This is a genomic window from Rheinheimera sp. UJ63 (genome assembly GCF_021568285.1).
GTDB lineage: Bacteria > Pseudomonadota > Gammaproteobacteria > Enterobacterales > Alteromonadaceae > Alishewanella > Alishewanella maricola.
In genome coordinates this window covers 232168-257296 of record NZ_JAKGTQ010000003.1, presented here as the reverse complement: position 1 = coordinate 257296, position 25129 = coordinate 232168, and the positions used below count along the sequence as shown (strand labels likewise).

23 protein-coding genes are annotated in these 25129 nt (G+C 46.6%); 10 read left to right on the top strand and 13 right to left on the bottom strand.

From position 1 onward, the window contains the following. The first annotated feature begins 50 nt into the window (after positions 1-50). The 5 genes from L1N97_RS11330 (at position 51) to L1N97_RS11310 (ending at position 6386) form a co-directional block, all read left to right on the top strand. Positions 51-2270, top strand: a complete 2220-nt coding sequence (locus L1N97_RS11330) for a S9 family peptidase (RefSeq protein ID WP_236129855.1) — start codon at positions 51-53, stop codon at positions 2268-2270. 265 nt (positions 2271-2535) lie between these two features. Then, positions 2536-3198, top strand: coding sequence for a TetR/AcrR family transcriptional regulator (locus L1N97_RS11325; protein ID WP_236129854.1), 663 nt, complete (start codon positions 2536-2538; stop codon positions 3196-3198). An 18-nt stretch (positions 3199-3216) separates the two neighbouring features. Continuing rightward, entirely contained in the window at positions 3217-5532 is a 2316-nt protein-coding gene (locus L1N97_RS11320) for an acyl-CoA dehydrogenase (RefSeq protein ID WP_229585218.1), read from the top strand. A 116-nt stretch (positions 5533-5648) separates the two neighbouring features. Continuing rightward, positions 5649-6143, top strand: a complete 495-nt coding sequence (locus tag L1N97_RS11315) for a GNAT family N-acetyltransferase (RefSeq protein ID WP_236129853.1) — start codon at positions 5649-5651, stop codon at positions 6141-6143. A 39-nt stretch (positions 6144-6182) separates the two neighbouring features. Beyond that, a complete protein-coding gene (locus tag L1N97_RS11310) occupies positions 6183-6386 on the top strand; it encodes a hypothetical protein (protein ID WP_236129852.1) in 204 nt (67 codons plus the stop codon). Between the two features lie 334 nt (positions 6387-6720). Here L1N97_RS11310 and L1N97_RS11305 read toward each other — a convergent pair whose 3' ends face one another. After that, the gene (locus L1N97_RS11305; RefSeq protein WP_329605555.1) at positions 6721-7767 is read right to left on the bottom strand and encodes a Leu/Phe/Val dehydrogenase; all 1047 of its coding nucleotides are present in this window, start codon (positions 7765-7767) and stop codon (positions 6721-6723) included. 383 nt (positions 7768-8150) lie between these two features. On the opposite strand from L1N97_RS11305, the gene L1N97_RS11300 reads away from it, so the two are divergent. Further along, positions 8151-8576, top strand: a complete 426-nt coding sequence (locus tag L1N97_RS11300) for a DUF4826 family protein (RefSeq protein WP_229585221.1) — start codon at positions 8151-8153, stop codon at positions 8574-8576. A 77-nt stretch (positions 8577-8653) separates the two neighbouring features. Here the strand turns inward: L1N97_RS11300 and L1N97_RS11295 are convergent, their stop codons facing one another. The 6 genes from L1N97_RS11295 to L1N97_RS11270 form a co-directional block, all read right to left on the bottom strand. Beyond that, positions 8654-9808: a ribosomal protein uL16 3-hydroxylase gene (locus L1N97_RS11295; RefSeq protein WP_236129851.1), complete on the bottom strand. Its 1155-nt coding sequence runs from the start codon at positions 9806-9808 to the stop codon at positions 8654-8656. Positions 9809-9989: 181 nt separating this feature from the next. Then, the gene (purB, locus tag L1N97_RS11290) at positions 9990-11360 is read right to left on the bottom strand and encodes an adenylosuccinate lyase (protein WP_226750928.1); all 1371 of its coding nucleotides are present in this window, start codon (positions 11358-11360) and stop codon (positions 9990-9992) included. 26 nt (positions 11361-11386) lie between these two features. Continuing rightward, positions 11387-12010: a high frequency lysogenization protein HflD gene (hflD, locus tag L1N97_RS11285; protein WP_229585223.1), complete on the bottom strand. Its 624-nt coding sequence runs from the start codon at positions 12008-12010 to the stop codon at positions 11387-11389. Further along, the gene (gene mnmA, locus L1N97_RS11280; protein ID WP_236129850.1) at positions 12011-13114 is read right to left on the bottom strand and encodes a tRNA 2-thiouridine(34) synthase MnmA; all 1104 of its coding nucleotides are present in this window, start codon (positions 13112-13114) and stop codon (positions 12011-12013) included. 69 nt (positions 13115-13183) lie between these two features. Then, entirely contained in the window at positions 13184-13639 is a 456-nt protein-coding gene (locus L1N97_RS11275; protein WP_229585225.1) for an NUDIX domain-containing protein, read from the bottom strand. Positions 13640-13681: 42 nt separating this feature from the next. Then, entirely contained in the window at positions 13682-14227 is a 546-nt protein-coding gene (locus tag L1N97_RS11270) for an rRNA large subunit pseudouridine synthase E (protein WP_236129967.1), read from the bottom strand. Positions 14228-14528: 301 nt separating this feature from the next. Here L1N97_RS11270 and L1N97_RS11265 point away from each other — a divergent pair, with 301 nt between their 5' ends. Further along, positions 14529-16757: an NADP-dependent isocitrate dehydrogenase gene (locus L1N97_RS11265; protein WP_236129849.1), complete on the top strand. Its 2229-nt coding sequence runs from the start codon at positions 14529-14531 to the stop codon at positions 16755-16757. A gap of 232 nt (positions 16758-16989) precedes the next feature. On the opposite strand, the gene cspD is transcribed toward L1N97_RS11265, so the two are convergent. Then, a complete protein-coding gene (gene cspD, locus L1N97_RS11260; RefSeq protein WP_226750933.1) occupies positions 16990-17202 on the bottom strand; it encodes a cold shock domain-containing protein CspD in 213 nt (70 codons plus the stop codon). Positions 17203-17403: 201 nt separating this feature from the next. Between cspD and clpS the strand changes: the two genes are divergently transcribed. Together clpS and clpA are read left to right on the top strand one after the other, a co-directional pair. Continuing rightward, the gene (clpS, locus tag L1N97_RS11255; protein WP_226750934.1) at positions 17404-17724 is read left to right on the top strand and encodes an ATP-dependent Clp protease adapter ClpS; all 321 of its coding nucleotides are present in this window, start codon (positions 17404-17406) and stop codon (positions 17722-17724) included. 62 nt (positions 17725-17786) lie between these two features. Further along, on the top strand, positions 17787-20051 hold the full coding sequence (gene clpA / locus L1N97_RS11250) for an ATP-dependent Clp protease ATP-binding subunit ClpA (RefSeq protein WP_226750935.1): 2265 nt from the start codon (positions 17787-17789) through the stop codon (positions 20049-20051). A 136-nt stretch (positions 20052-20187) separates the two neighbouring features. On the opposite strand, the gene infA is transcribed toward clpA, so the two are convergent. The 4 genes from infA to trxB all read right to left on the bottom strand — a co-directional run bounded on the left by infA (position 20188) and on the right by trxB (position 23100). Beyond that, on the bottom strand, positions 20188-20406 hold the full coding sequence (gene infA, locus L1N97_RS11245) for a translation initiation factor IF-1 (protein WP_008610216.1): 219 nt from the start codon (positions 20404-20406) through the stop codon (positions 20188-20190). Between the two features lie 95 nt (positions 20407-20501). Then, entirely contained in the window at positions 20502-21227 is a 726-nt protein-coding gene (locus L1N97_RS11240) for an arginyltransferase (RefSeq protein ID WP_236129848.1), read from the bottom strand. Positions 21228-21235: 8 nt separating this feature from the next. Beyond that, positions 21236-21949: a leucyl/phenylalanyl-tRNA--protein transferase gene (aat, locus tag L1N97_RS11235; RefSeq protein ID WP_236129847.1), complete on the bottom strand. Its 714-nt coding sequence runs from the start codon at positions 21947-21949 to the stop codon at positions 21236-21238. A 194-nt stretch (positions 21950-22143) separates the two neighbouring features. Continuing rightward, positions 22144-23100, bottom strand: coding sequence for a thioredoxin-disulfide reductase (trxB, locus tag L1N97_RS11230; RefSeq protein ID WP_236129846.1), 957 nt, complete (start codon positions 23098-23100; stop codon positions 22144-22146). Positions 23101-23302: 202 nt separating this feature from the next. Between trxB and trhA the strand changes: the two genes are divergently transcribed. Continuing rightward, a complete protein-coding gene (trhA, locus tag L1N97_RS11225; protein WP_236129845.1) occupies positions 23303-23941 on the top strand; it encodes a PAQR family membrane homeostasis protein TrhA in 639 nt (212 codons plus the stop codon). A 13-nt stretch (positions 23942-23954) separates the two neighbouring features. Here trhA and L1N97_RS11220 read toward each other — a convergent pair whose 3' ends face one another. After that, positions 23955-25013 carry a mechanosensitive ion channel domain-containing protein gene (locus tag L1N97_RS11220; protein WP_236129844.1) on the bottom strand — a complete coding sequence of 353 codons (1059 nt, stop codon included), beginning with the start codon at positions 25011-25013 and terminating at the stop codon, positions 23955-23957. Between the last annotated feature and the right edge of the window lie 116 nt (positions 25014-25129).

Below are 25129 nucleotides of genomic sequence, written 5' to 3'. Positions count from 1 at the left end.
AGCATTATACAAACGTTACGCTTAATTACAGTAAAAACACAGGAACAAAAATGCCAGTGAAATTACCACGTGTTTTGATAACACTCAGTTTATTACTTGGAGGTGCCGCTATGGCTGATGCAAAGCAACTTGAACTGGAGCGACTGTTCGCCGATCCAGTGTTAAGCGGCACGACGCCTCGTTCTTTGACCATGGCACCTGACGGTAGCCGTGTTACCTATCTTAAGGGCAAAGTTGAAGATGCCAACCGTTTAGATTTGTGGCAATACCATATTAAAGAGGGCAAACACAGTGTACTGGTGAATGCCGACCATTTAATTAGTGGTGCAGAAACACTGTCTGATGAAGAAAAAGCCCGCCGCGAGCGACTACGTTTATTTGCTTCGGGTATTGTCAGTTACAGTTGGTCTAAAAGTAGTGACGCTTTATTATTCCCTTTAAATGGTGATTTGTATTACTACCAGCTCGCCAGCAATAAAGCAAAAAAGCTGACAAATACCCCAGAGTTTGAAACCGATGCCACCATTTCACCTACTGGCCGTTATGTTGCTTTTATTCGCGAGCAAAACTTGTTTGTGCAAGAGATAGCAACCGGCAAAGAAACCCAACTGACCTTTGATGGCGGTGGTGATATTAAAAACGGGATGGCCGAGTTTGTAGCACAGGAAGAGATGGGCCGCATGACAGGCTATTGGTGGGCTCCGGATGACAGTAAAATTGCCTTTACCCGCACTGATGAAAGTGGGGTTGCCGAAGTCGTTCGTAATGAAATTTATGCTGACGAAATTAAATTGTTTAAACAGCGTTATCCTTATACCGGCACCGCCAATGCGACCATCCAATTGGGTGTTGTGACATTAAACGATGGTAGTGTGAAGTGGCTACCGCACGGTGATGATGCTGATATTTATCTGCCAAGAGTCGAGTGGAGCAAAAACGCGCGGTATGTAAGTTATCAATGGCAAAGCCGTAACCAACAGCAATTAGAACTGCGCTTGGTTGATCTTAAAACGGATCAGCAAACAGTACTGTTAACGGAAACCAGCAACACGTTGTTGAACCTGCATGATGACCTACATTTTTTAAGTAATAATCAAGGCTTTATTTGGGCCTCTGAACGCAGTGGTTATAAACATTTATATCACTATGATTTTAATGGCAAGTTACTGCGTCAGCTCACCGCGGGCGACTGGGTGGTGGATCAGCTAGATGCCGTCAACGAGCAGCAAGGTTTGCTGTACTTTACCGGGCGCAAAGATAGCGTGCTAGAACGTCACCTGTATCAGGTGAGTTTAAAAGATGGCAATATTAAACGCATCACAGAAGCCGGTTATGATCATGCCGTGGTTGTGGCCAAAGATGGTAGCAGTTTTATAGATAGTTTCTCCAATGTCACAACGCCCGATAAAGTAGCGCTGCGGGCCATTGATGGTCAGGTACTCACCTGGTTAGCGCAAAACACCTTGAACGCAGATCATCCGTTAAGCCCTTATCATAGCGAGCTGAATGCCCCGCGTTTTGGCACGTTACAGGCCGAAGATGGTCAAACCTTACATTACCGTTTATTTGAACCCAAAAATATCGTGCCAGGCAAACAATACCCTGTGGTCGTCAGTGTCTACGGCGGGCCTCATGCTCAGCGCGTGACGAACAGTTGGAGTCAGCGCAATTTGTATTTGCATTACCTCGCGCAACAAGGCTATCTGGTATTTCAATTAGATAATCGTGGTTCGTACAATCGAGGTAAAGCCTTTGAAGATCCGATCTATAAAAAACTCGGTGAGGTCGAAGTGGATGATCAAATCACCGGTGTTAAGTACCTGCGTACTTTGCCTCATGTTAACCCGCAGAAAATAGCGATTTATGGCCATAGTTATGGCGGTTATATGGCCATCATGACCCTGTTTAAAGCCGGTGATTACTTCACCGCCGGCGTTGCGGGTGCGCCTGTTACCGACTGGGCCTTGTATGATACTCATTACACTGAGCGTTACTTAGGGCACCCACAACAAAACGCCGAGGGTTATCGTGATAGCGCTGTCTTCCCTTATGCCGATGGGCTAAAAGGCGATTTGCTGATTTATCATGGTATGGCAGATGATAATGTGTTGTTTACCCACAGTACTAAGCTGTATAAACACTTACAGGATAAAGGCCTGTTGTTTGAGATGATTGACTACCCAGGCAGTAAACACTCGATGTTTGGTCAGCCGGTTCAAACGCATTTACATAAAAGCATTACGCGCTTTTTTGAGCGTACTCTGAAGTAAAAACCACGCTAACAGGTCGGCGGTTCAGTCGGCCTGTTACTTTGCCTACCTAAAAAAAGCGATAACTTGGCGAGATCAACGCGCTGAAACGCCGCTATACAGCGAATGGCAAACTTAACCGCCTGCCTAAAACCCTTTATCTGACTAACGCAACATCACGGTATTACTTGCACTCACTGCAGAATGTCACTTGACAGACCAGTGATTCAAACGTACATTTCAAACAGGTGTTTAAAAAACATGTTTGAATAAAATGAGTGTGAAAGTGAATACACAACTAAAAATTTTGGATGCGGCGCAAAATCTGTTTGCCGAAGCCGGCTTCAATGATACTTCACTACGCCAGATCACGACCAAAGCGGAAGTGAATCTGGCCTCGGTTAATTATCACTTTGGCTCGAAAAAAGAACTGATCCAAGCGGTGCTTCAGCGTTATTTGCAAGTGTTGATGCCGCGTTTAGATCATGAGTTTGATCAATTACTGGCGAAAACCCAGCCGCATAGCTTACCGGATATCCTCGCTGTTTTCGTTAAGCCCTTGTTAGAGCTTAACCATGTGCAGCGCAAAGGCACCCGTACTTTCTTGCAACTGTTAGGGCGCGGTTATACCGATGTGCAAGGCCACTTGCGTTGGTTTATTAATCATCATTATGGCCAAACCCTAGATAAGTTTGTGTTACTTGTGCAACAAAGCTGTCCACATTTGCCTGCGAGCGTGTTGTTTTGGCGGTTGCATTTTTCACTGGGTTCCATTGTCTTTACCATGGCATCCAACGATGCGTTGGCAGAAATTGCCTTAGCCGATTTTAACGAGTCGGTTGATATCGAAGGCGTGATAGCACGCTTGATCCCTTATTTGGCGGCAGCCATTGCTGCGCCTGTGTTGACGAATGTTATGCCGACAGGCGTAACACAAACCGTAGCCTGATGCTGGAAGGAAGCTGAAATGGTCTTTTTATTATTAATTATCGTTATTCTGGTGGTGGTATTCGGTGTCACCTCCATTCGACGCAGTCTGATCACCAAACCTGTGTTTGGCATTTTCAAAAAAATCTTACCGCCTCTTTCAGATACTGAACGTGAAGCGATGGAAGCGGGTGATGTGTGGTGGGATGGTGAACTGTTCAAAGGTAAACCAGACTGGCAAAAACTGCACAGCATTCCTAAAGCCGAGTTATCGGCCGATGAGCAAGCCTTTATGGACAATCAAGTTGAAACCTTGCTGAAAATGCTGGATGACTACAAGATTGTGCAAGAAGAGCGAGACCTGCCTAAAGCCGTGTGGGATTACATTAAAAGCGAAGGTTTCTTCGCCATGATTATTCCTAAGAGCTATGGTGGGCGTGAGTTTTCAGCGATAGCCAACTCGACCATCGTGTCGCGCATTGCTACGCGCAGCTTAACCGCCGCCGTGACCATCATGGTGCCTAACTCTTTAGGCCCCGGTGAATTGTTAATGCACTACGGTACAGAAGAGCAAAAGAACCGCTGGTTGCCACCCTTAGCCAATGGTACTGATGTGCCGTGTTTTGCCTTAACCGGCCCAGAGGCGGGCTCTGATGCGGGCGGTATTCCTGATACCGGCGTAGTGTGTAAAGGCGAATTTGAAGGTAACGAAGTACTGGGTATTCGTTTGAACTGGGATAAGCGCTATATCACCTTAGCACCTGTGGCAACGGTGTTGGGCTTGGCGTTCAAATTATCTGATCCTGATAAGTTACTGGGTGAGAAAGAAGAATTAGGCATCACCTGTGCGTTAATTCCGACCAGCCATCCTGGTGTGCAAATAGGCGATCGTCATTTCCCAATGAATATGGCTTTTATGAACGGTACCACTTACGGTAAAGACGTATTTATCCCCATTGATTGGATTATCGGTGGGCCAGAATATGCCGGTCGTGGCTGGCGTATGCTGGTCGAGTGCTTGTCGGCAGGTCGCGGTATTTCATTACCGGCGCTGGCCACCGCAACGGGTCACTTAGCGGCTCGGATGACGGGCGCTTATGGTTATGTGCGTCAGCAGTTTGGTTTATCAATTGGTAAATTTGAAGGTGTGCAAGAAGGCTTAGCGCGTATCGGGGGCTTAACTTACACATTAGAAGCCATGCGCGTGATGACCGCGGGTGCGATTGATCAAAAACTTAGCCCTGCCGTCGTTACCGCCATTGCTAAATATCACATGACGGAGATGTCACGTATTTTATTAAACGATGCGTTTGATATTCATGCCGGCAAAGCCATTCAGTGCGGACCGATGAACTATTTAGCACACGGTTATATGGGCGTGCCTATTTCGATTACCGTTGAAGGGGCGAACATTTTAACGCGCAACTTGATGATCTTTGGTCAAGGTGCCACGCGTTGTCACCCTTATGTGTTAGCGGAGTTAGAAGCCGCAGCCAACCCGAATGCCGATGAAGGTTTAGCGCAGTTTGATAAGCTATTAATGGCGCATGTTGGTTTTGCGGTAGGCAATACGTTTTCAGCGTTATGGCAGGGCTTAACGGCCGGTGCCTTTAACACTGCACCGGTGTCGGGTGACACGGCTCGTTATTACAAGCAATTAAGCCGCATGAGCCGTGCCTTAGCACTAAGTGCTGATGTATCTATGTTGATGCTGGGCGGTGATTTAAAACGCAAAGAAATGCTGTCTGCGCGGTTAGGCGATGTGTTAAGCCAGTTGTATATTGCTTCGGCCGTATTGAAGTTTTATGAAGATAACGGCCGTCAGCAAGCGGATCTGCCCTTTGTGCATTACAGTGTGGCGCGTGCTTTATATGAAATTGGTAAAGCCTTTGATGGTTTCTTTGCTAACTTCCCTAATCGTATTGTGGCACGCACGTTACGTACTTTGGTGTTCCCATTTGGTATCGGCTACAAACTGCCAACCGATGAAGTGGCGCAGCAAATTTGCGAAACACTGTCTAAACCCAATGTGGTGCGCGATCGCTTAACGCATCTGTGTTATGTCGGTGAAGGCGCGGATGATGCCACAGGGCTAATGGAAGCGGCTTTTGTTGCGATGTATGAAGCTCAACCATTATTGAAGAAAATAGCTCAGGCGCAAAAGTCTGGTCAGTTAGCGCGTAAGCAACCGATGGTGGATACCATTAAGCAAGCGTTAGCGGCGAAGATTATTTCAGAAGCTGAAGCTGCGTCGCTGCATAAAATGAATGAATTGCGGTTTAAAGCCATCAGTGTGGATAGCTTTAAACCCGGCGAACTCGAAAAATTCAGTTTACCGAGTAAAGATGCAGCGTAATCGCTAACGCGTTGAAGAAACCGGAGTATACTCCGGTTTTTTTTCGCCATAACGCAGGCTATAGTAGTATCTCAATTTGAGCCTAGCCTGACATTTTATGATTTCAAAGGTATTTTATGATTAATCACAGCACTATCCGTATAGCAACCGAGGCTGATTGCGCCTTAATTTTAGCTTTTATTCAGGGCTTAGCTGAATATGAGAAAATGGCAGATCAGGTGGTCGCCACCACCGAAAAGTTACAACAAAGCTTGTTTGGCGAGAAGCGTGCAGCCGAAGTGGTGATTGCTGAGTATCAAGGGCAGCCAGCGGGCTTTGCTTTGTTTTTTCATAATTACTCCACATTTTTAGCGCAACCTGGGCTTTATCTAGAAGATTTATTTGTTCTACCTGAATATCGGGGTAAGGGTTTAGGTAAATTATTATTAAGCTATTTAGCAAAACTGGCCGTAGAACGTGGCTGTGGCCGCTTTGAATGGTCAGTGCTGGATTGGAATCAACCGGCAATCGATTTTTATCAAGCGCAAGGTGCCAGTGTTATGCATGACTGGCGGATCACTCGTGTTGCTGGGGCGGAATTACAGGCATTAGCGGCCTCTTATCCGCATTAATGAGTGGCGTTAACATTTTCTGAAGGATTGTTGTTGAAAATGGCTCAAGTGAAAAAAGCGTCAGCAACGGCTGGCGCAGCGTCTTCCTCTAGCAATAAGCAACCGGCTAAGGTTGTGCTCAAACAGCGAGTGAGTAAGGCAAAGCCGCAATCGATGTTTTGGCTACATGTCAGTATTTTTTTATTGATTATCTTATCAATCTTACTCATAGGCTGGGATTTAATCGTTAAGTTTATCTTGTAGGGCTTGAGCTGTTGCGGCGTTGTTTTGTCGTAAACTGGCCAGGCTGAAATGGTGTGGGTTGTCTGTATTAATGAGCCACAAAGAGCATATCAGCGTGTTACTGTGCAGTTTAGTGTGCAAGATAACGCGCTTGAGCTTGTTAACACGCCAAACAGAGGTTTAAGTTTTAGCTGCGGTCTACCTTGCAGCACTGGCAGGCCAGTGTTGCAAAGTAGATCCGAGTAAGATGCTGTGTTTGCCAGCCATGGCATTGATGGCTTAAAGCAAACCGCGGCTCATTAACCGCGTTGCCTTAAGCCATCATTTCCTTTATACAATGCTGCATTAAAAAACGTTATAACAGTTTACCGCGAGCAATAATTTCTTGCGCCATCAGATCCGCTACGGTGCTGGTGGGTAAATTTTCTGCATCAGCACGTTCAAAAATGGTCAACAAGGTGTCGTAGATTTGCTTCACTTTTGCCGTTGACTCAGAGCTGCTGTAGCCTTGTGGCCGCATCTCAAAGGCGACATTGATAATGCCACCGGCGTTAATCACATAGTCTGGCGCATATAAAATACCCATTTGACGCAACTTCTGGCCATGCTCTGCGCGCTTTAACTGGTTGTTGGCACAACCTGCGATAATTTTTACTTTTAACTGTGGCAAGGTGTCGTCATTTAATGTAGCCCCCAGAGCACAGGGGGCATAGATATCTGCATCTACCGCATAGATGTCATTTAAGCCTACAGCTGTTGCGCCAAATTGATTCACCGCCCGAGTGACAGCGTCTTCATTGATATCAGTAACAATCAGTTTCGCGCCTTCAGCGTGCAAATATTCACACAGGTAAAAACCCACGCTGCCTAAACCTTGCACCGCGACAACTTTACCGTTCAGATCGGCCGAGCCAAATTGATGCATCGCAGCGGCTTTAATACCTTGGTAGGTGCCTAGCGCAGTAAAGGGTGCAGGGTTACCGCTTTTGCCTTCTAAACCAGCCACGAAAGGCGTTTCCTGGTTCACTTGCATAATATCGTGTGTGGTAATGTTCACATCTTCAGCACTGTAATAGCTGCCATTTAAGCGATGCACCATACGACCAAAGGCACGAAACAAGGCTTCAGACTTGATAGTTTTAGCATTACCGATAATCACAGACTTACCACCGCCTAATGGCAAACCGGCCATAGCGTTTTTGTAAGTCATACCGCGAGATAAGCGCAGTACATCGACCAGTGCATCTTCATCTGAGACATAATCCCACATGCGGCAACCGCCGACAGCCGGGCCTAAGCGGGTGCTGTGCACAGCAATGATGGCTTTTAAGCCAGATTCCTGATCACTGCAGTAAACCACTTGTTCGTGTTGATCAAATTCAGGATGATTAAATACTGCCACAATGAACTCCATTGGAATAAAAGCGGATAAAGCGCTACCGTTTACGTTTACGTTAACTGTAGCCGATGTTTATGGCGCGGAATTTACCATTTAGTCCTACTTTATGCCAGCTTTCCCATGAAATAATGACTGGTCAGACCGCACTCAGAGACAGGTCTGATCTGTCTGTTGCCAGCAAAGCATCATTCAGCTCTAAATTGTCTCAGAGTGTGGTCAGATGTGTCTCAGAGTGTGGTCGGACCGGTGTCTGAGTGTGGTCGGAGGTGATATGGGGTTGACGAGTGAACTTTTGGGGTGGGATGGGCTGATTCTGCGCTATCAAGACTTGATTGTCGGCAGCGAGTCACCTAAAGTAGCGGCAACTACAACATAGGAAGCCGTTTATGAGTGAGTCGTTAACTCAGAATAATGCTGAAATCAGTGATGCGGAGCGCACAGAGTGGGTGCGAACGCAGTTTCAAAAAGCCAACGAATACCTTGCAACTAAAGGTATTATCCCCGATAACGTTGCCGTGAGTGAAAGCCGTTATTTACCGCCTTATGTGGCGATTTGGAAACTGAATACCCGCGAGAAAAAATCGTTTTGGGTGATCAGTGGCGACTTACCAACCGACCATATGGCGATCGGCGCGGCCCCTAATGCGCGGGAAGCGATCCGTGCTTTTGCGTTACATTGGCAGTTAAAGGCCGAGCAAATTATTCAAGCGGGTGTGTCTGATAAAACTCAGCATGATTTTGCTAATTTATTGGTTGCTCGTGCGCACGGTTTATACGACTTGTTTGATGACGAACAATTGTGGCAGAGCTAGCACAAACTGCACTTAAATCTGTAGTTTAATCTTTACAAAAAAACCGCTGCTAAGCGGTTTTTTTCTAGGCAGAGAGCTTACTCAACAAAGTACCACAACCCTTGATTGATCAAATCGGTTAGCAGCAGCAAACGCTCTTCGCGGGCAATAAAATGCATACAGTCTTGCTGGCTAATGGTGGGGCTCTGTGTCAGCAGTTGCGCGGTGTGTAATTCCTCTGCGGGTAACACGATTTTCTCACCATCAATAAACAACAAAATATCACTGTCAGGTTTTTGCTGATAATAACTGCAGCGTAAACCGCCGATACTGGCCAGTACGGAGCCTTCTTCTAAGTATTCCGCAATTTCTTCGGCTTGATAATGCGGATCAGGCTCTTGCTGATCTAATTCATGCTTAGCTTGAGTAATGTATTGGCCAAACCATTGCGGGAGTAATTGTCGATCACTTATCAGTTGTAGTAATAATTGCTGCACCTGATCTAAATCTTGTTCACTGATCGCGCCGTTTTGCGGGGTTAATTGCCGAGCAGGATCGGTGAAACGTTTACCAACAATCTCATGGTCAATTAAATAATCGGTCAAACCGGTGAGTAGATCTTTTTGTGCCGGTGCTCGAAAACCCACAGAGTAATTTAAGCTGTTATCAATAGACACACCATCGTGCGGGCAACCTGGTGGAATATATAAAATATCACCCGGTTCTAAAATGGCATCAATACAGGCTGTAAAAGGGCTAACTTGTAATAAGCGTGGGTGCGGGCAATGTTGCTTCAGTGAAGCATCGGGCATACCCACGCGCCAATGGCGTTTACCTTCGCCTTGGATAATAAATACATCGTATTGATCCAAATGCGGGCCAACACCACCACCTGGCGTAGAAAAGCTGACCATCAAATCATCAATCCGCCAATTCGGGATAAAACGAAACGGCTCTAATAACGCCGCCGCTGGCGGATGCCAATGATCGACGGCTTGAACTAACACCGTCCAATCACGTTCACCGTAACGATTAAAATCTTCAAAGGGGCCGGTTTCTAATTGCCAGTTGCCTGCATGACATTGCACCAGACGTGACTCGACATCTTCATCTAAGGCCAAGCCTGCCAATTCATCGGCGGATAAAGGATCTTTAAAGTCTGGAAAACCTTGCTTGATCAGCAGCGGTTTTTTTTGCCAATACAGCTGCATAAAGTCTGCAAGGCTAAGCTGTCCGAGGTGTAATGTGTACATATTTAGGCACCGAATAAAGGATCGAAAGGGTTAGCACAATTGGCCGGTTAGCTTGGGTTGTACGTGAAACCGCTAACTAAACGTTTCAACGCTTTGCAGCTTGCTAGCTTAAAACGAATAAAGGCGAGTTGCTCGCCTTTATTCGTCAATGCCACATCAAGCTGCAGTGACAACTAAGTGGTTAGTCTAATAACTCAACTAACCGTATCGCATCACCAATATAACCGGCTGGGCTAAGCTGTTTCATTTCCGCTTTAGCCTGCGCCGGTAAGTCTAGGCCATCAATAAACAAGGCGAGATCATTGGCGCTGATCCGCTTACCGCGAGTCAGTTCTTTTAACTTCTCGTAAGGTTTTTCGATGCCATATTTACGCATAACAGTTTGCACCGGCTCGGCCAGTAATTCCCAGTTAGCGTCTAATTCGGCTCGTAAATTGGCTTCGTTTACTTCTAACTTGCTGATGCCTTTTAACGTGGCTTGATAAGCAATTAGGGTATAACCAAAACCGACGCCAAGGTTACGTAATACGGTTGAGTCAGTTAGATCGCGCTGCCAACGAGATACCGGTAATTTGGCCGAAAGATGGTTAAATAGCGCATTAGCAATACCTAAGTTACCTTCTGAGTTTTCAAAATCGATCGGGTTCACTTTATGCGGCATGGTCGATGAACCAATTTCACCGGCAATCGTTCTTTGTTTGAAGTGACCCAAGGCAATGTAGCCCCAGACATCACGGTCAAAATCCAGCAAAATGGTATTGAAACGCGCAATGGCATCAAACAATTCGGCAATATAATCATGCGGTTCGATTTGTGTGGTGTACGGGTTCCAAGTAATACCCAGCGAGCTGACAAAACGCTCAGCAAATTGATGCCAATCGATATCCGGATAAGCCGATAAGTGTGCGTTGTAGTTACCTACCGCGCCATTTATTTTACCCAGTAGGCTGACCGCCGCGATTTGTTCACGCTGACGCTTTAAGCGCATGTAAACATTGGCCATCTCTTTACCCATGGTGGTTGGCGAAGCTGGCTGACCATGCGTTCTGGCCATCATAGGGACGGCTTTTAAATCAACCGCTAGCGTTTTCAGTGCGCTAAGCAGTGCATCACACTCAGGTAATAAGACTTGGCTGCGCGCATCGTGCAGCATTAACGCGTGCGATAAGTTGTTGATGTCTTCAGACGTACAGGCAAAGTGGATAAATTCACTGATGGCCGCTAATTCGCTGTTGTTAACAACTTTTTCTTTTAACAGATATTCTACCGCTTTAACGTCATGGTTCGTTGTGCGCTCAATATCTTTAACACGTTGGGCATCTGCTAAACTAAATTCGCTGACAATCTTATCTAAAATGGCATTCGCTTCGGCAGATAAAGCCGGTACTTCAGCAATTTTTGGCTCTGCCGCCAGTTGTTGTAACCAACGCACTTCGACAGTGACCCGGTATTTAATTAAACCGAATTCGCTGAAAATTGGGCGTAGGGCAGCCGCTTTGCTACCGTAGCGACCATCCACCGGCGAAATTGCGGTAAGGGCATTAAGTTCCATGAAATCTCCTGAGGTATCGTGCTTAGTTAGATACTGTTTAATGCGGCTTCTGCCGCAGCCAATAATTTACGTCGCTTAAAAACAAAATGCAGCCGGCTTCCGCCCGCTTGACGCCAAAGCACTGCTGCTCGCACGGCGGCAAGCAGTAATGCTCGTACCTTATGCTGCACACTGTTTTGACTGAGTAAGTCGGGTTGGCCGTAAATTTGAATACGGGCCCCCAAGCTGCTGATACATTCGGTGTAGATGTCTGCTAACTTAGCAATAATGGTTTCGTCCGTTACGGTAAAGTGCTGTAATTGACGGTCCATCTGCTGTAACTGATTGCCGAGCTGCTGCATATTCTTGCTGTTTTTATTCAGACGGCGCTCTAGCGCTAATACACCGACTAAATAGCGGGTTAATTCGACATCTTTCTTTGGTTTATCAGCAAGTTGTTCGATAATTAGTTCAAAACCCTGTCGCAAGTTTTGCATCTCACCGCCATAAATATCGAGCGGTTCAGCTGGGTTGAGATTAACAACACTACCCAGCGCAATGGCTAATTGACCTTGTTGCGATTCGCTGCTGCGAGCAACCGTTTGCACCAATTTTACCGCTTGGCACAGGCCCGCTAAAGCAATCAATTGAGTTTGTAACGATGCTTCCATTTAGTTTAACGCCTCATCAATAATGCCGCCGCCCAAACAGACTTCATTTAAATAAAATACGGCAGACTGACCTGGAGTAACGGCCTTTTGTGGCTGATCAAATTCGACCTTTAACCGACCTTCAGGCAACGGCGTAACCAAACAAGCAATGTCGGTTTGACGGTAACGAGTTTTCACCGTTAAGCGTTGTGGTTGTTGCGGCCCCGTGCGATCAACCCAGTCTAATTGCGTGGCAATTAAGCCGCTAGACAACAGAGCCGGGTGGTCATGGCCTTGTGCCACTAATAATTGATTTTTCTGAAGATCTTTACCCACCACATACCAAGGTTCGTCGCTGCCATCACGAAGCCCGCCAATGCGCAAGCCTTTACGTTGGCCAAGGGTGTGATACATCAAGCCATCGTGTTGCCCAATCACTTTCTGATCATCAATACTGACAATGTCGCCTGGTTGTGCCGGTAAATATTGTTGTAGAAAATCTTTAAATTTGCGTTCGCCAATAAAACAAATACCGGTGGAATCTTTTTTGTCGTGGGTGATCAAGCCTTGTTGTTCTGCAATAGCACGTACGGCCGGCTTTTCTAGCTCACCTACCGGAAACAAAGTTTGCGCAATATGCTGTTCAGCGAGCGTGTATAAAAAGTAACTTTGATCTTTATTTTGATCTAAACCACGCAGCATTTGCCAATGACCGTCTTGCAAGCGGCGGCGCACATAATGACCGGTAGCAATATAATCGGCTTGTAAGGCTTCAGCGGCAAATTCAAGAAAGGCTTTAAATTTGATTTCTTTATTGCACATGATGTCGGGATTTGGCGTGCGACCGGCTTGGTATTCAGCCAAAAAGTACTCAAACACGTTATCCCAATATTCAGCGGCGAAATTGACTTTGTGCAGCTTAATGCCGAGCTTGTCGCACACGGCTTGCGCGTCGGCCATATCTTCGGCGGCAGCACAGTATTCGTCATTATCGTCTTCTTCCCAGTTTTTCATAAACAGGCCTTCAACCTGATAACCCTGTTGTATGAGTAACCAGGCTGATACTGAGGAATCTACGCCGCCAGACATTCCGACGATGACTTTTTTACTGCTGTTATCTGACATGACACCGCACTTAACTTAGCTGAAAATTAAAGGCGCGGATTATACCACCAAATTTAGTCGGGCAAAATGCTAACGCAGCGGCTCAATCAGATTAAGTGCCAGCCGAGTGCCTTGTAAGTAGCTATTGATGGCATCATGCACCAGTCGACTGCGTGCCGGCACGGGGTGCTGGCGTAATTCGTCGGCGCTTAGCCAATGCAAGGCGAGTATATCGTTATCTTGCGGTTGGTAGTGTTGCGGTAGCGAGTCGGGTTCAAATAAAAAGTTAACCCGTACATAAGTATGGCCGTTGCTTGCCGCTAATTGTGAGATGCCAAGCCAAGCGGTAGGCGTGAGCATTAAACCGGTTTCTTCTGTTACTTCGCGGCATACGGCACTGAGTACATCTTCATCTTCTTCCATATGTCCAGCCGGTTGATTCAGTACTTTATGACCGTGTTGCTTGTCTTGCTCTTCCACAAATAAAAAACGGCCTTGATACTGAATAACCGCAGCCACGGTCAAATGTAATCGATTTCTACTCATGCAGTGTCATCCTGTAAAGCAAAGGGCCCCTAACAGAGCCGTTTAACGGGTTAGCGGGATAGTACGGCTCATACCCGGTGCTAGATCGGCCAGTTGCCAATCACCGATTTGCCAGCGCACTAAGCGCAGCGTAGGAAAGCCGACCGCAGCGGTCATCCGTCTAACTTGCCGATTACGGCCCTCGCTAATGGTTAAACTTAGCCAACTGGTTGGAATATTGGCGCGATAACGCACGGCTGGAGTGCGAGGCCATAGCGCGGGCTCGGCCATCCGTTGTGCTTGGGCGGGCAGGGTGAGGCCATCTTTCAGTTGCACACCCTGGCGCAATTGCTGCAGTGCTTGTTCGCTAATGTCACCTTCAACTTGCACCCAATAGGTTTTGGGGGCTTTAAATTTCGGATCGCTGATGCGTTGCTGGGTTTTACCGCAGTTGGTCAGTAATAACAGGCCTTCACTATCTCGATCTAAACGACCTGCCGCATACACATCTGGAATATCAATAAAGTCTGCCAGCGTAGCGCGCGGTGGGGTACTGTTGTCGGTAAACTGGCTTAACACATCAAAAGGCTTATTAAAAAGCACTAAGATCGGTGTTGTAACACTCTCGCCATTGTTTTTTTTGAAAAAGCCCTTATGTTTGGATTGGGCTGCTGATGTTGATTTTTTCACACAAATTCTCGACGTTAATCTGGGGCAAACCGCCGCCGTTACCAGTGAGCATCCTACCGCGTGTATTAGAACATTTACTGGTCGGTCATACTGCGCCTGTTTTAATCTGATTGATGCTGATATAATCAGTCGGTTTTTTGGCTGCGTTTAAAACAATTTCCACACTCGGGTGGCAATGGCCCTGTCAATGCGATCCGTCGATTACAATACAGGAACTAACATGTCGAATGAAAGTGCAAAAATTATTTATACCATAACTGACGAAGCGCCAGCATTGGCGACTCAGTCATTATTGCCAATTATCGAGGCGTTCTCTGCCGCTGCCGGCGTAGTGGTTGAAACCCGCGACATTTCATTGTCAGGTCGGATTATTGCCAGCTTCCCTGAGTTTCTGACACCAGAGCAACGGATCAACGACGACTTAGCTGAATTGGGCGAATTAGCCAAACAGCCAGACGCCAACATTATTAAGTTACCGAACGTTAGCGCCTCATTACCGCAATTAAAAGCGGCGGTAAAAGAATTACAAGCGCAAGGTTATGCTTTACCTGATTACACAGAAGAGCCAAAAACCGAGCAAGAACGTGACGTCAAAGCGCGTTATGACAAGATCAAAGGTTCAGCCGTGAACCCGGTTTTACGTGAAGGTAACTCGGATCGTCGTGCGCCGGCTTCGGTTAAGCAGTATGCGCGTAAAAACCCGCACAGCATGGGTGCTTGGAGCAGCAGCTCGAAATCACACGTTGCTCACATGAGTGCCGGCGATTTTTATGGCTCTGAATTATCTGCCACCATGGCGGCAGCGGATGTGTTAAAAATCAGCCTGCAGCAAGCCGATGGCAGCGTACAAGTACTTAAAGAAAAAGTGCCAGTATTAGCCGGTGAAGTAGTCGATGCTACCATGATGAGCGTAGCCGCCTTACGCGAGTTTTACGCCGCTGAGATTGAAGATGCCAAAGCGCAAGACGTGTTGTTCTCGTTACACTTAAAAGCCACCATGATGAAAGTGTCGGATCCGATCCTGTTCGGTCATGCGGTTAAAGTGTTCTACAAAGAAATTTTCGCGAAATACGCCACAACCTTTACTCAACTGGGTTTAGATGTTAACAACGGTATCGGCGATTTATACGCCAAGTTACCGCAGTTACCTCAAGCTGAACAAGACGCGATTAAAGCTGATATCGCCGCGCTGTATGCGGATAAACCCGCCATGGCGATGGTAAACTCTGATAAGGGTATCACCAACCTGCACGTGCCAAGCGATGTGATTATCGATGCGTCTATGCCAGCGATGATCCGTAGCTCAGGTCAAATGTGGGGGCCAGATGGCCAATTAAAAGATACCAAAGCGGTCATCCCTGATCGTTGCTATGCCGGTGTTTACCAAGAAACCATTGCTTTCTGTAAGCAAAACGGTGCCTTTGATCCCCGTACCATGGGCTCAGTGCCTAACGTTGGCTTAATGGCGCAAAAAGCCGAAGAATACGGTTCACACGATAAAACGTTTGAAATCGCCGCGGCAGGTACTGTTGTGGTAACCAACAGCAAAGGCGAAACCGTGTTCAGCCATAAAGTGGCGGCCGGTGATATTTGGCGTATGTGCCAAGTAAAAGATGAGCCGATCCGTGATTGGGTTAAATTAGCGGTTAATCGCTCACGTTTAAGCAACACGCCAGCCATTTTCTGGTTAGACAACCAACGTGCTCACGATGCGGAATTAATCAAGAAAGTGCATGCTTATTTAGCGGATCACGACACTGATGGTTTAGATATTCAAATCATGTCGCCGGTAGAGGCAACCCGTCATACCTTAGCGCGTATGAAACAAGGTTTAGACACGATTTCGGTAACCGGTAACGTATTGCGCGATTACTTAACAGACTTATTCCCCATCCTTGAGCTCGGTACCAGTGCCAAGATGTTATCTATAGTGCCATTGATGAACGGTGGTGGCTTATTTGAAACGGGTGCAGGCGGTTCAGCACCGAAGCACGTTGAGCAATTCGTGCAAGAAAACCACTTACGTTGGGATTCATTGGGTGAGTTTTTAGCGTTAGCCGCGTCGTTAGAACATTTAGCCCAAGTTGCTGATAACAAGGTTGCGCAGATCTTAGCGGATACGTTAGATAAAGCGACCGCTCAGTTTTTAGATAACGACAAATCACCGCGCCGTAAAGCGGGTGAGTTAGATAACCGTGGTAGCCATTTCTATTTAGCCATGTACTGGGCACAAGCGATGGCGCAACAAACTGCGGATACTGCTTTAGCTAGCCGTTTTGCTAAGCTAGCCGACGCACTGCAGTCTGGCGAGCAGCAAATATTGGCCGAGTTAAACGGTGTGCAAGGTCGTGAAGTGGATATCGGTGGTTACTACCGTCCGGATCAAAGCAAGGCCGCAGCGGCCATGCGTCCAAGCGCAACACTAAACGCCGCCTTAACTGCCCTGTAAGCATTTGGGCAAGTTGCTTGGTTAAGCAAAAAGGCGCAACCCTCGGGTTAGCGCCTTTTTTTCTGCCTGTAGTCACTGTAATGTAGAGAAAACAGCCAACGTTGTGAACTTGAAATAGCTCAGCAAGGTTGTGGATTGAACTCGGGCAGTTTAGTAAGCCACATCGGTTATTGGGGCAAGCTAACATTATGGCTAATGAACTTACCGAAATAACCGTAACGTGTTCGCTTACTTATTCTTCGCCAGGAAGTTTGATATTAACTGCATGTAAGCCCTTAGGCCCTTCAGACAAGTCAAATTCGACATCCTGACCCGCTTTTAGCGTGCGGTAGCCGTCCATGGTGATGGTTGAATAATGCGCGAAGATATCTTCGTCGCGCCCATCTTCCCGGATAAACCCAAATCCTTTTGCATTATTGAACCATTTTACTTTACCGGTAGCCATACTACTTACATCCTTCTCTAAGTTTAGCTATATTCTGTATGCTTGAGCTTCATGTTAGAGGAGCTTTTTGGTTGCTCCACTATCTAATGTAGATAATTTGTACAGACAGTCAAGGTATTTGCTGAAATATGCTAAATACTTTTACGCAATTTTAATTGAAGCGCCTTTGCTGGATGGCGCGCGCATGGCTATAGTTTATTTATGAGCGGTAATAACAATCCAAACGTACACTTTGATGACATTGCAGAATTAACGCGGCAACGACTGGCGCCACCCCCTATGTACAAGGTGGTTTTGCACAATGACGATTTCACGCCTATGGATTTTGTTATTGATGTGCTGTCACGGTTTTTTAACCTGCAGTACGAGCAGGCAACAGAAATTATGCTGAAAGTTCATTATGAGGGTAAAGCTGTTTGTGGCATCTACACGGCAGAAATAGCAGAAACTCGCGTACAGCAGGTCAGTGATTATGCCAAGGAGCATCAGCATCCGCTGTTATGCACCATGGAGCGAGCATAATCCAATGGGAACACCGACTGTGGTCGGAGAATTATCTAACTCAGGTGGATTAGGAGTAGTGCATGTTAAATAAAGATCTTGAGTTGACACTGAATGCGGCTTTCAGGTTCGCGCGTGACCGTCGTCATGAATTCATGACAGTAGAACATCTGCTGTTGTCCTTACTCGATAACCCTGCAGCAGGAGCAGCGTTAAAATCCTGCGGGGCTAATATTGATAAACTGCGTCACGAATTGGCCAGCTTTATTGACTCCACTACACCCGTATTGCCCGAAGGCGAACTCGAGCGCGATACCCAACCTACTTTAGGTTTTCAACGGGTTTTACAGCGCGCGGTATTTCACGTGCAGTCTTCAGGTAAGTCAGAAGTCACCGGCGCCAATGTGTTGGTGGCGATTTTCTCTGAGCAAGAGTCTCAGGCGGTGTATCTTCTGAAAAAAATCGATATCACACGCTTAGATGTGGTTAATTACATTTCACACGGCATCGCTAAAACCGAAAAGCTGGAGCAGCATGACGATACGCCCCCTGAAGAAATGGGCGAATCCTCGGCTGATGAGCATCGTTATTTAGAAAACTTCACGGCAAACTTAAATCAATTAGCGAAAAATGGTCAAATTGATCCGTTAATTGGCCGTGATGCCGAAGTCGAGCGGGCGGTACAAATTTTATGTCGGCGTAAAAAGAACAACCCTTTATTGGTTGGTGAAGCCGGGGTGGGCAAAACCGCCATAGCCGAGGGCTTAGCGTGGCGTATTGTGCAACAACAAGTGCCTGAGGTGATTGCTGACGCAACGATTTACTCATTGGATATGGGCGCGTTACTGGCCGGTACCAAATACCGTGGTGACTTTGAGAAACGCTTAAAATCGTTATTAAAAGAAGTGGAACAAGAAAAAAATGCCATCTTATTTATTGATGAAATTCATACCGTAATTGGTGCTGGTGCCGCCTCTGGTGGCGTTATGGATGCCTCGAATTTAATTAAACCGTTATTATCCAGTGGGCGTTTACGCTGCATGGGTTCAACAACCTATCAAGAATTTAAAAGTATCTTTGAAAAAGATACCGCCTTGGTACGTCGTTTCCAAAAAATTGATGTGTTAGAACCGAGTGTTGACGACACGACGCGTATTTTAATTGGTTTAAAAGAGCGTTATGAAAAACATCACAATGTTAAATACACCCAAAAAGCGTTGCGTGCGGCAGCGGAGTTATCGGCAAAATACATTAATGAACGGCATTTACCAGACAAAGCCATCGATGTCATAGATGAAGCCGGCGCGTCACAACGCTTATTACCGGCCTCTAAGCGCCGTAAAACGATTAACGTGGCAGAGATTGAACAAGTTATTGCCAAAATTGCGCGCATCCCTGAGAAGTCGGTATCGGCCTCAGATAAAGATGTGTTAGCCAATTTAGATCGTAATCTAAAAATGGTGGTGTTTGGTCAGAACGAACCGATTGATGTATTAACCTCGGCCATACGTTTATCTCGCTCAGGTTTGGGCAATGAAGAAAAGCCGATTGGTAATTTCTTATTTGCGGGGCCAACCGGTGTGGGTAAAACCGAAGTGACCAAGCAATTGGCAAAAGTGATGGGCGTAGAGTTATTACGCTTTGATATGTCTGAATATATGGAACGCCATGCGGTGAGCCGCTTAATTGGCGCACCGCCAGGCTATGTCGGGTTTGAACAAGGCGGCATGCTAACCGATGCCGTGTCAAAGCATCCCTATTCGGTGGTGTTGTTAGATGAAATTGAGAAAGCGCACTCCGATATCTACAACATTCTGCTGCAGGTTATGGATCATGGCACCCTAACCGATAATAATGGCCGCAAGATTGATTTTAGAAACGTGGTGTTGGTGATGACCACCAATGCGGGTGTACAAGAAACCATCCGTAAAACCATTGGCTTTAAGCAACAAGATCACAGCCATGATGCGTTAGCCGAAATTAACCGGACTTTTAGCCCTGAGTTTCGTAACCGCTTAGATGGCATTATTTGGTTTAAGCATTTAGATCCTGCCATTATTTTGCAAATCGTTGATAAGTTTATCTGTGATCTGCAAGTGCAGTTAGATAAAAAACAGGTGTCGTTAGAGTTAACTGCCGAAGCAAGACAATGGTTAGCAGACAAAGGCTATGATCCGGCAATGGGCGCACGGCCGATGGCGCGGGTTATTCAAGAGCATTTGAAAAAGCCGTTAGCGAACGAAATCTTATTTGGTAGTTTAAGCAGTGGCGGCGACGTGAAAGTCAGCTTAGTTGCTGATGCGCTGCAGTTTGATTATCAATCGAGCCAAGCTTTAGCGGATGCCTGATGAGTAAGCAGTCGCTGCCTAATAGGGTAGTGGCTGCTTGCTTTACTGCGCATCATCAAAAATGATTTAACGCAAAAACCCGGCTAATGCCGGGTTTGTCCAATAAACGAAACGCGTGTTCGTTTTTGGCTAATGCTTAACGCTGACGGAAAACGATCCGGCCTTTGGTTAAGTCGTACGGCGTCAGTTCAACCGTTACTTTGTCACCAGTTAAGATGCGGATATAGTTCTTACGCATTTTGCCAGAGATATGAGCGATCACAACATGACCGTTTTCAAGTTCAACTTTGAACATCGTATTTGGCAGGGTATCCAAAATGGTACCTTGCATCTCAATTACATCTTCTTTCGCCATTCAGCGTACTCGCCTCTATAAAAAATTGGGTGCCTTCGAAAAACAGCGCAGATTGTGCCGAAAAGCCGTCGATAAGTAAAGCAGCAAGCGCTTTTTTACGCAAATGAATGCCAGTAACCATTAAAAAAACGCTGATGAGGTCGAAATTCGCTCTTATAGGCCATTTTTTGGCAGCCTTCAATTTGATAGCCAAGGTAGACAAAACGCCGATCGGTGGTCGCGGCGAAGTCTAATAGATATAAAATCGCCAGCTTACCCGGTGAAAACCGAGCCCCTTCAGCAGCGAAAAAAGTATAGACCGCTGAAAAGCTATCACTGAGATCATCAATGATACTGACTGCCATTAACACATCAGCTTGATACAGCTTTAACAAGCGGATAGGTTGCCAGTGGCTATGTAATAACGAGTGTAATTGTTCATCTGTAGCCGGAAACATCACACTGTCGGCATGTTTAAAAGCGATATAGCGGCTGAATAAGGTAAATAGCTCAGTGTATTCTGCGCTATCAATTTGGGGGGCGTCACTCAATTGATAATGCCAATGTTCGCGCTGTGCTTTATTTAATATGCGTCGCTGTGCGGCACTGGGTTGAAAATCGCTCACCAGTATCCGTAATGATTGACAGGCACTGCATGCTGCACAGTGCGGTCGATAAATTTGATCCCCGCTGCGCCGGAAATTATAGGCGATGAGTTGGCTATAGGTATCGGCTTCAATTGGCTCAGGACCAATCAATACGGCTAATTGTTCTTGTTGTTCAGGGAGATAACTGCAGGTTGTCGGCTGCGTTAAACCAAATTGTAAGGCAATATTTTCCATTCAGAGCCTTAATACTGCAACGTTAAGGTTTGCGCTTGCCAATGTTTTGCCGGAGCAGGTAGAGTGCGGAGTTGTTGCAGCAATTCGAGGTAATCGGCTCTTGGCATGGTACTGGCACCTTGTTTTAATAAAAAAGGGTTGGGTAGCTGACAATCAATCCAGCCCGGTGCATAACGCTGTAAATGTTGTTGTAGCGCGACGAGCGCGAATTTAGCGCCATTGTCGATACGGTTGAACATCGATTCTCCACAAAACAACTGGCCTAATTGTACACCGTACAACCCTCCAACTAACTGCTGCTGTTGCCAGATTTCAATACTGTGCGCTAAGCCCTGTTGATGAAGCGCAATATAGGCTTGCTGAATATCAGGCAAGATCCATGTTTGTGCTTGGCTTGGTCGGGGGGCCGCGCAAAGTTTCACCACGGCAGCAAAGTCATGATTAAGGGTAATCTGCAGCTCGGATTTTTGCCATTGTTTACGTAAGGTGCGATTTAATTGCAGCGTGTTAGGAGGAAATACCGTACGCGTGCCCGGGCTCCACCATAGCAGCGGGTCGCCATCGGCAAACCAAGGAAAAATACCAGATTGATAGGCCAACGTTAACCGTGCCACCGATAAATCCCCGCCCATCGCCAACAAACCATCCGGCTCGGTCAACGCTTGACTTACCGGGGGGAAAACAAGTGAATTAACAGTTAGCTCAGGCAAATAAATCGGCATAGCAATGTCCGGTTAAAAAGCGCTAAAAACCCCGTCACAACGCCAACCTGTCTCTGAGTGTGGTCTAACCTGTCTCAGAGTGCGGTCTGACCAGTGTCTGAGTGTGATCCAACCTGTCTCTGAGTGTGGTCTAACCTGTCTCAGAGTGTGGTTGGACCTCACTCTGAGACGTTTAAGATGTTAACGGGGATGGCTTATTTGGCAAGGGCGTCTAGGTAGCGCTCGGCATCCAGTGCAGCCATACAGCCTGAACCGGCTGAAGTGATGGCTTGACGATAAATATGGTCGGCAACATCACCGGCAGCGAAAACGCCTTCAATACTGGTTTGCGTCGCGTTGCCTTCAGTACCACTGTGTACTTTCAGGTAGCCGCCGTTCATTTCTAGCTGGCCAGCGAAGATGTCGGTATTCGGTTTATGACCAATGGCAATAAAGACGCCTTGTAAGGCGATATCTTTAGTCGCTTCCCCTTGGGTTGAGGCCAAACGTACACCATTCACGCCCATATCATCGCCTAGCACTTCTTCTAAGGTGCGGTGCGTGTGCAGAATAATGTTACCGCTGGCCACTTTAGCCATTAAACGGTCGATTAAGATTTTTTCCGCTTTGAAGGTATCGCGGCGGTGCACTAAATGTACTTCTGCAGCGATATTGGCTAAATACAGCGCTTCTTCCACTGCGGTATTACCGCCACCGATCACTGCCACTTTTTGGTTACGATAGAAGAAACCATCGCAGGTAGCACACGCTGAAACGCCACGGCCGCTATAAGCTTGCTCTGACTCTAAACCTAGATATTTAGCCGAAGCGCCGGTACAGATTATCAGCGCATCACAGCTGTATTGGCCGTTATCACCCGTTAAAATAAAGGGGCGCTGTTGTAATTGCACGGTATGAATATGGTCAAACACGATCTCGGTATTGAAGGCTTCTGCGTGAGCCTGCATCCGTTCCATTAACACCGGGCCTGTTAAACCATGCGCATCACCCGGCCAGTTTTCGACTTCAGTGGTGGTAGTTAATTGACCACCTTGCTGCATCCCCGTAATTAATACCGGTTGTAAGTTAGCACGGGCGGCATAAACGGCGGCCGTGTAACCGGCAGGGCCTGAGCCAAGAATAAGTAATTTGCTGTGTTTTATCTCTGACATCAGAGCGCTCCATTATCAATCATCAAAACAAGTAGGCGGATTCTACGGCAAAGGCCGAGCAAAGCGAAACCCCGTAAAGCGGATATGCGGGTGTTTTGCTGTAAATAAAGACGAACAGACAGTTAAAATTGTCGACTGTGGTTAGGCATTATCGATAAAGCTGGTAAGATGAGTTGCATAATCGCACCTATTTTAAGATGTTATGAGTCATTACAGCCGTTTAGAAGATCAATTACACAGTTTAAGCCATGGTATTGGTGCCTTACTGGCTTGTGTCGGTGGCTATGCCTTGTTTTCACATACCCTAGAGGGGGATGTTTGGCAGTGGGTGGCCGCGCTACTTTATGCCAGTGCTTTGGTGCTGCTGTATAGCAGTTCTTGTTTGTATCATGCGGTGGTGGATCCGGTATTAAAGTTTCGCTTTCGACAGCTAGATCACGCCGCAATCTTTATTTTAATTGCGGGTACTTACAGCCCCATAACCTTAGTCAGTTTGCGGGGGCATTGGGGCTTGGCGTTGTTTGCGCTGGTTTGGGCCATTGCCATTGGCGGTGTGTTGCTAGAATGGCTCACTGCGATGAAATACAAAAAACTGTCGCTGGCGCTTTATCTTGGCTTAGGTTGGGTGGCGGTTTTGGCGTTAAAGCCGATGCTACAGCAGTTAGCGCCGGGGGCTTTAGTGCTGCTGTTAGCCGGCGGCCTAAGTTATTCGTTTGGTGTCATTTTTTACGTTTGGAAAAGCTTGTACATGCATCATTTAATCTGGCATCTGTTTGTGATGGCCGGTAGTATTTTGCACTTTTTAGCGGTGTACTGGTATGTGCTACCCGCACCCCGCTAAGTGTGATTTAAGCTTATTGAGCAGGCGATTCGGCTTGCTCAACCGGGGTATCATTTAATATTTTTAGCTGGTCTTTTAGCATTTTTAGTTGCTGCTGAAGCAGTTCTTTTTGCTCATCTTTGGCATCGCCTAACCTTTGTTCACACTCGGCAATTTGTGCCTGCAAGCCTGCTTTAGCGTTTTCGCGTTGCTCTGCTTCTTCGGCTTTATCAAACACGACGCTTTCTGCCACATTTTCAGTGTGACTCGGTGTAATAGGTTGGCGCCCTACAGGGATCACCTTGCCATCATCCGGCACTTTACGCTGATTCATAAAGCTGGGTGACATAATTTCGATACCCTCACCATGCAGGCCATCTAAAACCTGTTTGCGCAAATTTGAACGAGCACTGAGTAAACTTTTTACATCAACCAACATACCGCTGATTTTATAAGTAATCGCGAAATTACCCAGTTCAAGCACTTGCACAAAGGGATCGGTTAACTGGCTATTTTCCGCTGCTTGAAGTAGCAGGGTTTCAACTTGAGCATGATGCACATCATAGCCCAGAGATAAGGTTGTTGAGACAATACAACCCGAGCTGCGCGTCACAGTAACTGCGGTACTGACCAGAAGGGTATTGGGGATCGCCACCAACTCACGGTTTTCGGTTTGGATTTCGGTATCCAGTAAACCGCGTTCTACCACACGACCGAATAGCTCCCCAACTTGAATAAAATCACCGGTACGAAATGGCTTAGTCACACGCATCATGGTACCGGCCATAATATTCGAAAATATAGTGCTAGAAGAAAACGCAAATACCCCCGAAATGACTAAACCAATTAACCCAATCACTTGGTTGCGGGAGCTATCACTCACCGGCAACGACAGAGCGATGGCTATCACACCCATCAGCGTTAGCGTTAACATGGCTAATTGCCGTGGGAAAAGGCGTTCATTGCCATCATCCTGATGGCGTTGGATTAACAATACGTGCGAGATCCACAAGATTGCACTGACGATGATCGCCGTAACCGCTAGCGGTAAAAACAGCAGTATCGTTTCGTTAACTGTTTGCAACAGTGACATAAAGACGTATTCCTTAATCGCAAAGTGATGCAGACAACCTGATGTTGCTGATAATGATGAACACTAGCCAATCACCTGATTTTAATCAATGTCTTTTTATCTCAACGCCAGTGAAA